Source organism: Acaryochloris sp. CCMEE 5410 (genome assembly GCF_000238775.2).
Lineage (GTDB): Bacteria > Cyanobacteriota > Cyanobacteriia > Thermosynechococcales > Thermosynechococcaceae > Acaryochloris.
In genome coordinates, this window is sequence record NZ_AFEJ02000001.1 from 2545501 (window position 1) to 2559778 (window position 14278).

A 14278-nucleotide genomic window follows, 5' to 3' on the forward strand; every position below is an offset into this window, starting at 1 on the left:
ATGAGTAAACTCACAAGCTCATATAAATTTATGGCTAGAAAGCATCAATCTTTTTGCGATCGCACCACAGTACAAGACCAACTACATCTCCGGTATAATCAAATTTCTGGCTTCTCAAACACCTAGAATGAAAACCTTAGTATCATTATCATTCCATTCACAGCTTAGAAACAGCCATCGATCAAACTAGTGGATTAGATTTACAGATTATTGGGACTTATTGAACGCTATCAGATGCAGTAGACCGAGTGATTAAGAAAGCGTGTTTTAATCACTAAATTTTCAATACATTGGCGAAGTAATGGACATCATAATACTGCCCATCTTTAAACACTTCCCGCTTGAGTACCCCTTCCAACTCATAGCCACATTTTTCCACTACTTTCATCGAAGCTTGATTCGGAGCCAAAATAGGCGCATAAAGCTTCTGCAATTTTAGGTCGGAAAAAGCATACTTGGTCATTTGGTTAACCGCTTGGGTCGCAATGCCCTTTCCCCAATAGGGTTCTCCTAACCAATAGCCAATTTCAGCGAGGTGGTCACGCCAACCTAATTGTCGAGTTAGACCAACACTGCCCACAAATTGGCCGTTATATTCGATGACCTTCGTTATATCTCCTTCAGCCTTCACCCCTTCAGAAATCCACCATTCTGCATCAGCTCGGGTATAGGGATAAGGAAAGGTATAAACCAAAAAACGCGACACCAATGGGTTGTTAGCGAGCGCTACCAACGCTTCAATATCTGAATTGGCATAATCTCGAAGGGTGAGCATAGAGGATGCGATCGCACATCGCTACATCCCCAAATTATAGTCGCTGCTTAATTACTTCTTTTCCGTCGCAGTCAACACTGGATTACTTTCTAGAATGTCCAAGTGGCGATGGTTCCAGTCCACATCCTGTAAGATCACCTGACTTAAATCTACTTGTCTAAGGACAGTACCGGTTAAAATAGCCCCACTCAGATCAGCACCCGTTAAATCAGCACCCGTTAAGTCAGCGCCACTGAGGTTTGCACCTTTGAGGTTAATGCCAGTCAGGTCTGCATAGCGAAGATCTGCTCCTGCCAGATTTGCCCCTGGACAATTAGCTGCTCGTAGATTTGCAACCCTGAGATCTGCTTTTGCCAGTAGAGCTTGCTTCAAGTTGGCTCGTGTTAGGGTCGCCCGAATGAGCTTGGATTGACTTAAGTTAGCCACTTCCAAACAGGCATCCATAAAGTCTGTCCGCCACAGCAATCCTTGGGATAAATTCGCACCTCTGAGATTACTCCCACGGAATTGGGTCAGGCTCATATTGACCCGAGCTAGGTTTGCCTGTTCAAAATTAATACCATTTAGCAACAGTTCACACAGACTATCCCCGGTCAAAATTGTGGAGCTAAAGTCTCGGATACCGTTCGCGTATTGTTCAATGAGGGAGTCGGAGTGAATGTCAACTAGCATGGCTTTACAGTCTAACAACGACGCCTGGATAGAATTCTCCATCCAAGGCAGACCCTCACCTACTTTCAGATGAGGGTCAAATCAATTGGATCAGTTGCTAGACACCCGTCACGATTTGGATGAAGTTGAGGTTTGTGGCTAGTTCTAAGAGCAGGATGGACATGAAGCCAACCATGGCTAGGCGTCCACTGATGCGCTCAGCATTCTTATTGAAACCAAATACGGGCTCTTCCTGAGCGGAGGTCTTAGGCTCAACTGCAAAGCTGTTAACGTAACCGCGATCGTCTGAGGTGAATCCTTTAGTCATGGGAAGTGCTCCGTAAATGCTTGATTTGCTTATGTAAATAAATGTAACACAAGCATTATGAAATGTAAAGAAATTAACGTCATCAACAGATTTTGGCAGGAGCCTTATCGCATTAGATCCTTTACAAGTAAAGATTTTTAGCGATCAAGAAATTAAATTAATTTTGTAACGAGTCATGACAATCCACCCTGCTTAAAGCGGCAATGAGTCCATTGTCACTGCTGTCTTTGATGATCCAACCCGTTAAGCCAGATCAAGCGAGTCACCAAACTCGACTGCCCTTTACAAGGCAACTCCCACATTCTGTAAAACAGTTATGGGTCCAATCTGCTTCAAATGCTCTAACTCTTGTGAATTGCGTACCAATAAAGATCCAGCAAATCCTAAGGAGTTGATGGCCACGCCTTCGAAACTAGGTTGCGATCGCAGCACCATCAGCATCCAGTCTCTCGTGACTAGCAGGTTATAAGCACCGGTCGCTTCGGCAGTATCCGATTGCCATGGCATACCAATAGCCTCTAAGAGTTGGTAATAGGTATCTAGTAACACCGGAGCTAGGTCCTGCGGAGTGTTTGTCCAGTCTAAAGACAGGGGTGCAATCCCATGCACAAACGGCAACGCAGGGCTTTGACCTATACCTTGTAAATCAGCCGCAGCGATAACAGGTGAAATCGGTAAATCAGAGCGATCTGGGAAAAACGGTAACGGCACCATCTGCAGATGCTTATGGGGTTGACTCGCCCCCGCCGCCCATCCGCCGTTATAAAACGCCAACCCTTCCATTTCACTCAAGACAATGGCTAACGCCAAACAATCGGCTACATCAAGCCACGTATCTTGGCTGACAAATTCTCGTGTCACCATCAACAGATGATGATCTACCACATTGAACTTGTTCAATAAGACTAGATGTTGATCCGATAGATCAGATACGAATAGATCTGCTTCGTAAGGAAGGAAGGGATTAAAGTTTTTGGGTTTGGGGGTTTTGAGGGCTTTCGCCTTGCGGGCCAAGTTAGAGACAATCCGCACCATAAACTCCAGCCCTCCATCGATCACTGGCTCATAATGAGTGGCAATGGACTGTAGAGCCCCACACTTCTTAGCCTCCTGGGTTCGATGAATCAGGTGCGTTCGAAGCGTACCGGGGATAAGTTGCTGAGCATTCGTCATGGGCATAAAGTAGTCCAAAGTTCAGTCATAGAAACAGACCTACCCTTTGCGAATATTTGGTTTAGGCTAAAGATCGAGCACCTTAGGCAATTAAGCATAGGCAACTCATTATCAACAAGCTAAACTAATGTAAACTAATTAATTCCTTAACTTTAATAATTAAGCTCATGCTTAAGCTTTCTGAGCTAGATAGTCCACGCATGGCGATCACCGCAGTGCAAACACCTGTTACCCGTCCTGAAGAGAAACAGGCACAAAAAACGGTTCGGAAACCCTATCCGAATTTCAAGGTGATTGTGGTCAATGATGACGTCAACACGTTTGAGCATGTTGCCAAAACATTAATGACCTATATACCCCATATGACATCTGATAAGGCTTGGGAATTAACCAATCAAATTCATTTCGAAGGCCAGGCCATTGTTTGGGTCGGTCCTCAAGAACAAGCTGAACTCTACCATATGCAGCTCCAGCGAGCGGGTTTAACCATGGCTCCCTTGGAGGCCGCTTAAGGGATGTCTGGCAATAAAGGCCGATTAGTGCTGAATCACTCTACCCATATTCCCGGCTTACTCGCGATTTTAGGAAAATTGATTCACTATCCAGGTATTCAAACCGTTACCCCCGGCGTGATTAGCCGAGTCAAGGGACACGCCCCCCACCTAAAGCTGCGAATTTCAGTCCCCATTCGGGGCGGATTTAAAGTCTTAGCTCGCTCAGGCAAGACAGTGCAAGAAGTTTTTATTGTCACAACATTGAGTTCAGACGAGTTGGTCTACACCATTACCCAAATTCAGGCTTAAGCAGCCATTAAACCTTTCTCATCCAGTGCTGAAGACGCATCAACCTTGTGCATAATTTAGCAACAATGGTCTGATAGCTTTAGTGGTGTATTCCAATGATATTTGAGTCTCAATGACTAGGATCAAGCTCATCCCGGCTGCTTTAAGAGATCTGAAACAATCTTCAATTGAGCAGTTTTTTGATGATATTCCGACCATCCTGGCAGGAATGCAGGCAGACCATAAGCGAGCGGGTCCTAATGCACTAGATACCAAATCTTTACAAGGCCGCTATAAAACCCTATCTAGGACCAAAATCCCTGGTCATTCAGCCCGAATTATTTGGAAAAGGGATGCCTACGATAAGACGGTCATTGGTATTGATGCACGGGACGACCATACTTACTCCCAGGACTATGATCAGCGTCAATATTGTCCTTGTTACGTTTGGCACGGCGAGACGGGTAATGATTGGCGAGCCTGGGTCTATGATGCCGGGTATAAATATTCACCCGTCTTAACGCCTGAGCAGGAGCAGGTGGGCCATGACCTCTTAGCCCAGCACAACACTGAGTTTTCTGCGCGACTGATTCAAAGCCCGCCAGGTACAGGCAAAAGTATTACGGCAACAGGCTGGGCCAGTAAGTATTATCGACAAGGTTGGCAGGTCTCGTTAATCGTGCCTTCGCTGCTCATGGAAGAGATTGAACGATATCTGCAGCAACAAGATGAGGGACTCCACGGACTCCAACCGATGACTTTCGCGACCTGGTTAGGACAGCTTTACCCTGACTTAAAAGATTGTTTAGCGTCTCCAGACCAGGAGCGGGAGGCTTTTTATGCCGCAGCCAAACAAAGCCATCACCTGAAGACATTGGGAGCGATCTCATATCGAGATATTCTGCTTTATCAAGCCTACATCTTGGATCACGACACAAAGAATTTACGTAAAAGTGCGCAGTTTCATAGCAACCAACAGCGCCTTCAATCCCTGAGAAAGATTAAGCCTGACCATTGGAGACGCCAATTAGGCAACCAATTGTCTCGCTTCGATGTGGCTCAACGGCTCGCTCATCAACCTCCACCGATCGCAAAAAATACCTTAATCATTATTGATGAAGCCCAAGACTATCTGCTGGCAGAACTCAAAGCCGTGATTGCCCTATGCCAATCCTGGCAAACTCATCATCCCTACCGAGTCCATTTGTGGCTGCTGGGCGATTTAAATCAGCGGATTCAGCCCGTTGACTTTGAGTGGGGACAGCTAGAATTGGACAAATCTATCCAACCCTTTCGGTCTAACTATCGAAATTCGGGTCACATCTTGCAATTTGCCAATCCCTTTCTCTCGATTACAAAACACGGTGCCCCAGGGAAACGGACGATTACAGCCGCAGTTGCCCAACCTGAAAATGCCCTAGAAGTGGGTGACCCCGTCCGACTGATCGTGTGTGAGTCGCAGGCAGACATCATGGGCTTCTTCCAGCGCTTGGTGCAATGCTCTCCCTTGCAAGAGACCTCGCAGCATCGATATTTAAGGGTGGAGTTAGCGCAACAAGTCAAAGTGTTGAGATCGCACCTGAATGATCTGCTCTATCCCACCACTCGGGCCTTAGAATTCCTAGATGTCAGCCAAGCTAAAGGTCGAGAATTTGAAGGCTGTATCGCTTTACCGACCTTTACATCGACAGATATTCCCACCTCCGAACAAACCTACCAGTGGTATACCCTCTTAACCCGAACGCGGGCACGGCTCTTAGTCCTGGCCACTCGCTTGGAAGTCGATGAGATGACTAGGCTTGTTCCCGATGCATTGGTCCACTGTGACCAGATTCCGTTAGAGGACGCTGCAGCGGTTGACCAAACGATTCAATGGATTATAGAAGCTGTGGGCGGTACCGATGCGGTTGAGCGGGCAACCGAGATCCGCCATCGTTTACTGACGAGTTTGACAACCGATCCACTCCATCTATATGCCGATACCTATGCACTCATGCAAGCGGCTAAGATTGACCACAATGATTGGGAGCAAGCGGCATTACAACGGCTTCAAGACCGTTTCGATATCTTGAGCAATCCTATGCTTTTACACCATGCACAGGGTGAAGAGCTGGAAGTATCATTACGATGTTTACTCTTCCGAGCCATGTACCGCTCCTGGGACGCGGTCGCCACAGCCCAGTCTCTTCAACAGACGGATGCAGCAGAGTATCAACGTTTAGGCCATCAGATTGCGGAGGACCTTGACCATCAAGGCTTAATCTATGAAGCCCTACGCGTGCGCAAACAGTTTGGCCTGGATATTTTGGAGGATGTCCCTTTCCCTGAACTATTGGATCAGTCTGGTGATCTGCTGATTCTCTTGGGAGAAGCGCTACAAACCCGTTTAGCTGACGTTATTGACCATCTCACGCTATGAATGATTTAGAAACGCTCCAAGGACTGGAGAAATTAGAACTATTGATTCACGCTGGCATCGAGCGCGGAGAACATCTCGTTCAACAAGCCTGTCGTGTGGATGAAGTCAAACAACTACTCCAGGCCATGCAGCAACAGCAGGCAAGCCTAACAGCCGCCACTGAGCAAGCCGAACTCTTATCCGCTCAGGTGCTCGACCTGGAGACAACGATGGCGTTGCTCCACAACAATCGGCAGACCCTAGAAAAGCAATATCACACCCTAGCAAGGCAAGCAGAGACTTGCAGCCAAAGCATCCAAGCGGTCTCGACACAAATCGCGGGGATAGATCAAGCCACACAGCAGCATGAAAGCATCATGCAAGTATTAACTCAGCTCAAACAACAGGTGCAGCAAGACAAACAAGCGAGGTCTGATCAGGACCAGAACATCCAACAGTTGCAAATAGACATGGCTCATCTGCGTCAAACATCCGATACACAAAATAGCCATTGGCAACAACAACAGTCTGAACAGATCCAACTCGTCCATACCTTAGAAGCGCAGCTCACCCGTCAGGGCGATCAACTTGCCCGCTTGGCCACCCAAATAGAAGCGTTCAAATATGAAGCAGTAGAACATAGACTCGAATCCCTCGAAACGCTCTCGCCCAATATTGCTCAGCTCAAGTCACAGATTCAAGCCGTTGAACATCGCTTGCGACAAGACATGGAGGCTAGCCAAAAACGTTTGGCCCAACGATATCGAATTTTAGTGGTGGTCAGCGTCATCGCAATCGCTGGCTTGGTCTTATGGGGGCAATGGTATTTCAGGCGAACTGATAAGCGATCATCCTCTCCCTCTCAATCCCTGATCTCAAAGCGGTCGGTAGCATGTCATGCTCATCCTGGAGATATTGTGTGAGGAGGCTAAAGCGAGATGCTAAGTTGTTTGGGGCAAACCCCTTAAATGTCATGGTCTGGGAACGCCACTGATCAATTCCAAGAAGGCCAAGCACTCTTTAGAGTTGGACCAGCATTTTTTCGCCCGAGCAGTCGACCCGCCCGCGATTTAGGCATATTGGCAGCGGCTGTTTATCGCCAAAAAATGGGCCACCTAACAGTTTTAGATGTGATGACCGGATGCGGGGTGCGATCGCAACGCTATGCCCTAGAAAGTGCGGCGGATTGGATTTGGGCCAATGACGCAAACCCTGACATGGCCCCTGTCTTAACCGATAACTTAAGCCAACTGCCCCCGCAGCGGTATCAGCTTTTCTATCACTCCGCAGCACAGCTATTCTCTAGGTGCCGAGAACAGTTTGATTTCATTGATTTGGATAGTTTTGGCTTACCCACTCCTTTTCTGCAAGGCTGCCTGCAAACCGTCAAATTAGGTGGACTCCTCTATATTACGGGCACGGATAGCCGCACCTTAGCGGGCCATAACCCCAAACATAGTCAGCGATTACTGGGAGCATGGGCGCGATCGCATCCTGCTGCCCATGAACAAGGACTACGGCTGCTATTAGGGAGTTGCTGGCAACAAGCTCAAATCCTAGGACAAGATATTCAGCCCATTTTCTCTTATTTTCAAGGTCAAATTTATCGAGTACTCGTCCAGGTCACCGCACCCCAATCCCAACATGGCCTGGGATTTATCGGCTATTGTCACCACTGCGGCCACTATCAAACCGTCGCTTGGGACCAGCTCAGCCGCGCCACCTGCCCCCACCAAGGTCCACCGTTAACCCTCAGCGGTCCCATGTGGCTGGGGCCATTGCATCATCCCACCTGGCTCGCCGCTATGCAGAAGCTTGCCCAGAAATGGGGCTGGTCCAATCGAGCTCAACTCTTACAGATGATGCAAGATGAAGCCCTGATGCCGCCTTATTTCTACTCCGTTGCAGACATTGGACGACGGGGCAAGATGGATATACCAAAACGCGATCGCATCATTGCGCAACTCCACAAGCAAGGCTATCAGGCCAGCCTCACCCACATTAATCCCCAAGCCGTCAAAACTGATGCGCCGTTTCATGACTGTCTGACTATTGCTGCAGATATGTGAACAGCATTAACGTTCTACTATCGGCTCAGTCGAGCGGGACCAACCCACTCATTCCAAGAGCTGCTGTAGCCATCGTAAGTAATAAAGTAACGGTTCCCGCTGACATCCAATACACGTCCGGGGTACCATTTCCCTTTCCACAAAATCTGCACCGATTGTCCCACTCGATAAGCCGCATTAGAGGAAGCAGGAGCATAAGGACGAAAACGGTTCGGACCGACCCACTCATCCCAAGAACTGCTATAGCCGTCATAGGTGATGTAGCATTGTCGACCACTCGTATCTAGAACCTGAGCTGGATACCATTTCCCCTTCCATAACACTTCACCCCTTTGTCCAACTGCACATGCAGCCCTGGCCTCAGCACTCAGGGTCAAACCGCTAAACCAAGTGGCCGTTAGTAACAGTAAAAATGAAATAGATTTTTTCATCGTCATATCATTCATGGTCATACCTACCTCTAGGATGCCCATGGAGACGACTGACCCAGCGTTTTTTGCCGCTTGGCAGAAGCATGTCTCACATCATGCATCTGCTATTACATCCTCCCTACCAGGGGAGGGGCTGACCATCTCGAAAAAATCCACCGGTGGGACCATCATCCGGTAGCATCGCAGCCCAAACAATTGCAGCTGCCCCTTCAGGAACCGGTCTCGCCCCCATTTCTTTCGTGCCTGGATAAGTCGCTGTGAAATTTGGACAAACGGCATTGACCAAAATCCCCGTCTCTAGTAGAGATCGACTGAGCTTAACGGTTAGGGCATTCAAAGCAGCTTTCGATATCCCATAAGCTGGCAATCCCCCGCCCTGTTCCTGCAGACCTCTGGGGCCAGCAAATGACCCTGCTCCACTAGAAACATTCACAATGCGTCCATGCTGACTCTTCTTTAGCAGCGGTAAGCAAGCCTGAGTCATCCGCCAGGCCCCGAACAAATTTGTATTCAAAGTATTTTGAACATCATCTAAATCAGCCACCAGAGTTTGCTGCTGAAAATCAAAATTTATGCCTGCATTGTTAATCAGAATATCTAAATGAGGGAGATTGCCTTCTAGGTCATGCACGAGCTGGGCCACGCTCTGGTCATCCGCAACATCTACAAAGTTGAGCATCACTTCAAGCCCTTCTTGCTGGAGCTGTTGGGCTGCTTGTTCTCCCTTTTGCCGATCACGGGCCGTGAGCATGACGCTAACGCCTTGCTGGGCCAATTGCCGACAAACCTCTAGTCCCAATCCACGGTTGGCCCCCGTCACTAGGGCAATCTTGCTATTCTCATCTAGCATAGAAATCTCCTATTAGGTATATACAGAGTTGATAAGGTTAAAACCAGCCGATATCGATCCCTTTCAGCCAAATATCGATAGCAATCTCTGATCAACGACTTGTTTGCGAAGCTACCGCTGCATAATGTTCAACGGTCGGGAATGGATCATAGTAATGGTGCAGCAACGTCTTCCACTGCTGATATTGAGGTGATTGGCGAAAACCCTGCACATGATCCTCTAACGTTTGCCAATGCACCAACAGCAAATAACGGGATGGTTGCTCAATACAGCGCTGCAGTTCATGCCCCAGATAACCCGGCATGGCAGCGATAATATGTTGGGCCTGTTGAAAGTCTGCCTGAAACTGGTCTTCTCGCCCAGGAATGACATCCAGGATTGCAACTTCTAGAATCATAAATCGAGCTTGGGTATCATTCCGATCCAGGCTGAGTCCAAAAATGCGTGGCGGCGGGAGGATTCACGATCTTGCGAGCCTCTTCTGTCGGATTGAGATAAACAGAAGACTGGCGAAACGGTTGATCCTGGCTAGAGAACTTGTTAAGACGGCGTGAAACCCGATCGGGTATACCATAGCCTTGTTCAATATGGCCTTTCCCAGCGATAACAACCACCAGTTGATCGGGCTGTTGACGAACGGTTTGGGCTATTTTTTCAGCCATGGTTTCGTCCCAAAGAACCTGGGCTGAGAAAAACCGCTCAAATCCTTCTTCAGACGCGGGACCGTGATGAAATTGCTCATAAATAGTTGTGAGTTTTTGACGATAGGCCGTATTGCTCAGGTCTATATCGGCCAAAGGCGGGATAAAAGCATAGTCTTCTGGGGAGAGGCTTTCCAATCCCTGCCGACCCACTTTTTTGGTGATTTCAGTGGGCGTATTTAACGCGATCACCGGAAGTTGATGCTGCTTTGCGAACCGCAAAAGGGGGGCGTAGAATTCCCAATCAAATCCCCAGCGTTGCCGATACTCTGTTTCTTTTTGCAGCTGCGCCTCCGTGATCTCTCCCGCAAGATAGCGATTGATGGGCTCTTGAAAAGGACGCTGAAACATTTCCATTGCGATGGCCAATTTGGGTTGTCGTTCAAATAACCCTCGAAGAATCGCTAACTGGGCTTTGTGGTCTGCCACACTGTTGTGGGTTTCCCCTAAATAGACCACTTGCACTTTAGATAACTGGTCTAACAGGTTTTTTTGCTCAACACTCACTGCTGAAGAAGCGCTAATTAATTGCCAGCCAATCGTCGGGAGAGCACAGGCCAAGAATAGTCCTAATCCTAAAGACCACAGGTAAGATGGACGAATTCGGCGCATAGGAACATCTCTACAGGTACTAGGTACAAGATGACATAAACCCACCTAAAGATGGTGAGTACCAGTTCGAAAAATAGCAATCGGCCAGCAAAACAAAACCCCCTCTTCTTACGAAGAGGGGGAAAACTATGAACTAGTTATTTTGACAGACTTACCACTTATCAGCTTGATCTAAAACGTATGCAGCAACGTTCTCGATATCAGCAGGGGAAAGGCTAGCACCAAATGCAGGCATACCACCTTTACCGTTGGTGACCTGATTGATGATGGCATCAGCAGAGTCCATACCATTAGCGGATAAAGCATCCGCTTTTAGGGTTTTGTCAGCCTGGACAACATTGTTACCACCAGCATGGCAAGCAGCACAGTTGGCATTGAAGACACCAGCGCCAGCACCCGCATCAGCGGCTAAAACAGGGCTGCTGATGGCAAAGGTCAGTACAGCAAGTGCAGTTAAGGCAATAGATAGAAGTTTTTTCAACGTGTTTCTCCTCTCAATTCATATTGGCAGCAAGGCTACCAAACTTATTAACGCCAGACACCAAATGATGAATATATACGGTGCTTATTTATGGCAAATGCGATGACTCGCATCATTATTTTAGGATCGTCCCTGCAACTTTAGAACCCCATACGAAGAGTTCATAGGATTACAAGTCTTTCCTTAACGGCATCGATATTGCACTAATCCTTTGATTAAAGCAATTTTAAGGACAAATACCTTAAGTAAAATCTATGCCATCAGCAACATCTTCAGTACCCCAACCTCTAGCTACTTCAGCAGCTCTGAGAATAAAGGCTTCTAGATTTGCCAATTCTTTATCGGGCAGCCAAGTATCCGGGACCTGGCGGCACCAAAAGCTAACATCGCTACCATCATAAATGGTTGGCTCTCGTTGGAATTCAATGAGATTAGCAACGTTATCCCGAGAAGGGGTTGCCCCCTGCAAATTCTTCATTGACAAAGATTGCACAGGATTGGGCAATGTCGCTCCACCTACATGGCAGTTCTTACAGTTATCGTCAAATAACCGTTTCCCATCCGATAGCTCTTCTGGAGAAAACAACTGGGTTTCTCCAGACGCATCCATCACGATAGGGACAGGTTCTGTCACCTTGAGATACCGAACAATATAGTCCTCAATATCTCCAGCTTGGGCGATGAAACTGTTGGGGAAAACTCCCAAACAAACCCAAAGAACTGCAAGAAAACAACATTTGAGCCACGATTTCAGCATTTGATGCCCGCCTTGAATATGAACTTTATAAAGATAACGTCGTTCATACTGGTCAACAACCAATGGACACTTAACGGTTGGCTTTACCGCCACCCCACTGATCACCAATCACTGAAGGCTGGATGAGAATATGACCTGCGATGTCGAATAGATCCTCATCAGACAGGTTTCTCATTAGAGGGAAGACATCTGTACTTTGAGTACTAGGATGCACTTCAGAAATGGTGTCAAAACCATCGTAGGTTGTGGGATTGTTCATATAATCCACAAGACCTTCAACGTTGTCACGTCGGGGGTTAGCGCCTGCCAAGCTAGCTGAAGACAAGTTGATACTGGGATTTGTTTTTGTATCACCACCAATGTGGCAGTTCGCACAGGCAAAGTTGAATAAGCGCTGGCCCTCTTTCGCTTGCTGAGTGGATAGAGTAACGGTACTCCCCTCATTTAACGCAACTGTTCGAGTCGCATCATCTAATTCAGCAGCAGTTGCAGTACTGGTTAATACTTGAAAAGCAAAAAATACTGTAGCCACCGCCAGCAACATGTATCTTTTCAGCATAGTTCTCCTTTCAATTTCGTTTAATTATCAGGCTCTCAACACAGTTAAATCCACTCTACAGAACTGGGTACTCTATCTAAACCTGCCCGTTGCTGGTGACAGTGATGGAAGTCCACAGAAATGAGAAGAGGAAAAGGCATGAATAAAGCAGTAAAACAGTTTTAGGCTTAATTGAATTAAAACCTGAGTCGTCACCTATTGGTTTGATCTTAGGTATTTTCTTGGTTAGCCAAAATTTCTAAAATAAGTGCTTTGACATCCTCCAGGGCTAAACGGGTGTGGGGCGCTTTATAAGCGACACCCAAACGATCGCATAATGTACAAACCTCTTCGATAGAGAGATGATAGTCCTCTGCTATTTCCGAGATTGACAGGTCTGCAAACCCCATAATCATTAACGTACTGATTTTATTAAGGTTGACCCATCTAATATCATGCCATTGAGGCGTCCCTTTCCCAAATCCAGATTCCATAAATTGGTCAAATCTGGAATGGAAGAGGATCAAGGTTCAGTCCCCTATCCCCTATTCAACAGCAGCGGCAACTGGAACAGCGGTAGGTGAAACATCTGAGGCCATCGGCATTTGAGCATGAATGCGAATCAGCTGGGCTAAGGTTCGCTTTAACTCTGGTCTCGGAACAATGGCATCTACAAATCCATGGCCGAGCAAATATTCTGCCGTTTGAAAATCGTCCGGTAGCTTTTCTCGCAAGGTCTGTTCGACCACCCGGCGACCGGCAAAGCCGATAGTTGCTTTGGGTTCAGCCAAAATCATATCCCCCAGCATCGCAAAGCTCGCGGTCACCCCACCGGTAGTGGGGTGAGTGAGTACGGGGATATAGAGTAAGCGGTTGGTTCTGTGCTGATCTAGCGCGGCAGAGGTTTTCGCCATTTGCATTAGGCTCAGCATCCCTTCTTGCATGCGAGCACCACCGGACGCACAAACGATCACGAGAGGAAGACGGTTTTGCGTGGCATGCTCGATCAAACGGGTCAGTTTCTCGCCAACGACGGACCCCATACTGCCTCCCATAAACCGGAAGTCCATGACACCCAAGGCGAGAGACAAGCCGTCAAGTTCACCCACCCCTGTTTGGACAGCGTCCTGTAGACCAGTTTTGCTTTGGTATTCCTGAATGCGATCGCAATAGGCTTTGCGATCTCGAAACTGAAGGGGGTCACAGGCGACCAAGTTATTGTCCATCGCCACCCAGGTTTCTGCATCAATCAGCTGCGCAATCCGCTCATCACTTGAGACGCGCATATGATGACCACATTCTAGGCACACCATTTGATTGGCCCGTAAATCTTTGGTGTAGGTTAAAGCACCGCACGACTCACACTTCGACCATAAGCCATCAGAGATTTCTCGTTCTGGCTGTGCTTTGGTCACAGGATGAGATTTTCGTCGATTTGCAAACCAATCAAATAAAGACATGGAAACGCTTGATTCCTTTCAAAAATGAACTCAGCACCTGCAAGACCGCAGCAATTGAGGCATAAGGTTACCGTTACCCTCACCCATTTGAGACGTTCAACAACAAAGTCTCCCCCGCTTTGCCTAGAAACGAATACAGTGTGACCTTGCCCATTCATCGGGCTAGCCGTGAGGACATAACGCATCCTCCACTATGGCCGAATTGCTTGTGGGTTTTGTAATAAAATTATTAATTAATCATAAACTTTGTCGCTGGCACTTGGCGTCTTAAA

18 protein-coding genes are annotated in these 14278 nt (G+C 47.5%); 5 read left to right on the plus strand and 13 right to left on the minus strand.

All coding sequences use genetic code 11. The features are described from left to right. Positions 1-274 precede the first annotated feature (274 nt). From ON05_RS11500 to ON05_RS11515, 4 genes are all read right to left on the minus strand, one after another. Positions 275-775, minus strand: a complete 501-nt coding sequence (locus ON05_RS11500) for a GNAT family N-acetyltransferase (RefSeq protein ID WP_010472188.1) — start codon at positions 773-775, stop codon at positions 275-277. A gap of 51 nt (positions 776-826) precedes the next feature. After that, positions 827-1489, minus strand: coding sequence for a pentapeptide repeat-containing protein (locus ON05_RS11505; protein WP_010472189.1), 663 nt, complete (start codon positions 1487-1489; stop codon positions 827-829). Between the two features lie 55 nt (positions 1490-1544). Next, positions 1545-1754 carry a chlorophyll a/b-binding protein gene (locus ON05_RS11510; RefSeq protein ID WP_010472192.1) on the minus strand — a complete coding sequence of 70 codons (210 nt, stop codon included), beginning with the start codon at positions 1752-1754 and terminating at the stop codon, positions 1545-1547. A gap of 282 nt (positions 1755-2036) precedes the next feature. Then, a complete protein-coding gene (locus tag ON05_RS11515) occupies positions 2037-2933 on the minus strand; it encodes a DUF4922 domain-containing protein (RefSeq protein WP_010472194.1) in 897 nt (298 codons plus the stop codon). A 194-nt stretch (positions 2934-3127) separates the two neighbouring features. Between ON05_RS11515 and clpS the strand changes: the two genes are divergently transcribed. The 5 genes from clpS (at position 3128) to ON05_RS11540 (ending at position 8176) form a co-directional block, all read left to right on the plus strand. Continuing rightward, positions 3128-3439 carry an ATP-dependent Clp protease adapter ClpS gene (gene clpS / locus ON05_RS11520; protein WP_010472195.1) on the plus strand — a complete coding sequence of 104 codons (312 nt, stop codon included), beginning with the start codon at positions 3128-3130 and terminating at the stop codon, positions 3437-3439. A gap of 3 nt (positions 3440-3442) precedes the next feature. Next, complete coding sequence (locus tag ON05_RS11525) at positions 3443-3730, plus strand: DUF2103 domain-containing protein (protein ID WP_010472198.1); 288 nt, start codon at positions 3443-3445, stop codon at positions 3728-3730. Positions 3731-3842: 112 nt separating this feature from the next. Next, positions 3843-6128 (plus strand): hypothetical protein, encoded by a 2286-nt coding sequence (locus ON05_RS11530; RefSeq protein WP_010472200.1) that lies wholly within the window; start codon positions 3843-3845, stop codon positions 6126-6128. Next, positions 6125-7030 carry a DUF3632 domain-containing protein gene (locus tag ON05_RS11535; protein WP_010472201.1) on the plus strand — a complete coding sequence of 302 codons (906 nt, stop codon included), beginning with the start codon at positions 6125-6127 and terminating at the stop codon, positions 7028-7030. Before ON05_RS11530 ends, ON05_RS11535 begins: the two co-directional genes overlap by 4 nt. Before the next feature lie 45 nt (positions 7031-7075). Then, the gene (locus ON05_RS11540) at positions 7076-8176 is read left to right on the plus strand and encodes a tRNA (guanine-N1)-methyltransferase (protein WP_010472203.1); all 1101 of its coding nucleotides are present in this window, start codon (positions 7076-7078) and stop codon (positions 8174-8176) included. A 17-nt stretch (positions 8177-8193) separates the two neighbouring features. Here ON05_RS11540 and ON05_RS11545 read toward each other — a convergent pair whose 3' ends face one another. From ON05_RS11545 to accD, 9 genes are all read right to left on the minus strand, one after another. Then, entirely contained in the window at positions 8194-8607 is a 414-nt protein-coding gene (locus tag ON05_RS11545; protein WP_262561607.1) for an agenet domain-containing protein, read from the minus strand. A gap of 118 nt (positions 8608-8725) precedes the next feature. Next, the gene (locus ON05_RS11550; RefSeq protein WP_010472207.1) at positions 8726-9457 is read right to left on the minus strand and encodes an SDR family NAD(P)-dependent oxidoreductase; all 732 of its coding nucleotides are present in this window, start codon (positions 9455-9457) and stop codon (positions 8726-8728) included. A gap of 91 nt (positions 9458-9548) precedes the next feature. Continuing rightward, positions 9549-9854 (minus strand): antibiotic biosynthesis monooxygenase, encoded by a 306-nt coding sequence (locus ON05_RS11555; RefSeq protein ID WP_010472210.1) that lies wholly within the window; start codon positions 9852-9854, stop codon positions 9549-9551. A 16-nt stretch (positions 9855-9870) separates the two neighbouring features. After that, positions 9871-10770, minus strand: coding sequence for a ChaN family lipoprotein (locus ON05_RS11560; RefSeq protein WP_010472212.1), 900 nt, complete (start codon positions 10768-10770; stop codon positions 9871-9873). Positions 10771-10921: 151 nt separating this feature from the next. Next, complete coding sequence (gene petJ / locus ON05_RS11565) at positions 10922-11251, minus strand: cytochrome c6 PetJ (RefSeq protein WP_010472213.1); 330 nt, start codon at positions 11249-11251, stop codon at positions 10922-10924. 241 nt (positions 11252-11492) lie between these two features. Further along, on the minus strand, positions 11493-12101 hold the full coding sequence (psbV2, locus tag ON05_RS11570; protein ID WP_262561610.1) for a photosystem II cytochrome PsbV2: 609 nt from the start codon (positions 12099-12101) through the stop codon (positions 11493-11495). After that, on the minus strand, positions 12079-12567 hold the full coding sequence (psbV, locus tag ON05_RS11575) for a photosystem II cytochrome c-550 (protein ID WP_012164235.1): 489 nt from the start codon (positions 12565-12567) through the stop codon (positions 12079-12081). The genes psbV2 and psbV overlap by 23 nt, the downstream gene beginning before the upstream one ends. A 209-nt stretch (positions 12568-12776) precedes the next feature. Further along, positions 12777-13040, minus strand: a complete 264-nt coding sequence (locus ON05_RS11580; RefSeq protein WP_236618922.1) for a translation initiation factor IF-2 — start codon at positions 13038-13040, stop codon at positions 12777-12779. 51 nt (positions 13041-13091) lie between these two features. Further along, positions 13092-14006, minus strand: coding sequence for an acetyl-CoA carboxylase, carboxyltransferase subunit beta (accD, locus tag ON05_RS11585; RefSeq protein WP_010472219.1), 915 nt, complete (start codon positions 14004-14006; stop codon positions 13092-13094). Positions 14007-14278: the final 272 nt, after the last annotated feature.

Bases quoted from the DNA above. Each gene is read 5' to 3' on its own strand.
- ON05_RS11500 (WP_010472188.1), bottom strand. From the start codon at position 775: ATGCTCACCCTTCGAGATTATGCCAATTCAGATATTGAAGCGTTGGTA.
- ON05_RS11505 (WP_010472189.1), bottom strand. From the start codon at position 1,489: ATGGAGAATTCTATCCAGGCGTCGTTGTTAGACTGTAAAGCCATGCTA.
- ON05_RS11510 (WP_010472192.1), bottom strand. From the start codon at position 1,754: ATGACTAAAGGATTCACCTCAGACGATCGCGGTTACGTTAACAGCTTT.
- ON05_RS11515 (WP_010472194.1), bottom strand. From the start codon at position 2,933: ATGCCCATGACGAATGCTCAGCAACTTATCCCCGGTACGCTTCGAACG.
- clpS (WP_010472195.1), top strand. From the start codon at position 3,128: ATGGCGATCACCGCAGTGCAAACACCTGTTACCCGTCCTGAAGAGAAA.
- ON05_RS11525 (WP_010472198.1), top strand. From the start codon at position 3,443: ATGTCTGGCAATAAAGGCCGATTAGTGCTGAATCACTCTACCCATATT.
- ON05_RS11530 (WP_010472200.1), top strand. From the start codon at position 3,843: ATGACTAGGATCAAGCTCATCCCGGCTGCTTTAAGAGATCTGAAACAA.
- ON05_RS11535 (WP_010472201.1), top strand. From the start codon at position 6,125: ATGAATGATTTAGAAACGCTCCAAGGACTGGAGAAATTAGAACTATTG.
- ON05_RS11540 (WP_010472203.1), top strand. From the start codon at position 7,076: ATGTCATGGTCTGGGAACGCCACTGATCAATTCCAAGAAGGCCAAGCA.
- ON05_RS11545 (WP_262561607.1), bottom strand. From the start codon at position 8,607: ATGAAAAAATCTATTTCATTTTTACTGTTACTAACGGCCACTTGGTTT.
- ON05_RS11550 (WP_010472207.1), bottom strand. From the start codon at position 9,457: ATGCTAGATGAGAATAGCAAGATTGCCCTAGTGACGGGGGCCAACCGT.
- ON05_RS11555 (WP_010472210.1), bottom strand. From the start codon at position 9,854: ATGATTCTAGAAGTTGCAATCCTGGATGTCATTCCTGGGCGAGAAGAC.
- ON05_RS11560 (WP_010472212.1), bottom strand. From the start codon at position 10,770: ATGCGCCGAATTCGTCCATCTTACCTGTGGTCTTTAGGATTAGGACTA.
- psbV (WP_012164235.1), bottom strand. From the start codon at position 12,567: ATGCTGAAAAGATACATGTTGCTGGCGGTGGCTACAGTATTTTTTGCT.
- ON05_RS11580 (WP_236618922.1), bottom strand. From the start codon at position 13,040: ATGGAATCTGGATTTGGGAAAGGGACGCCTCAATGGCATGATATTAGA.
- accD (WP_010472219.1), bottom strand. From the start codon at position 14,006: ATGTCTTTATTTGATTGGTTTGCAAATCGACGAAAATCTCATCCTGTG.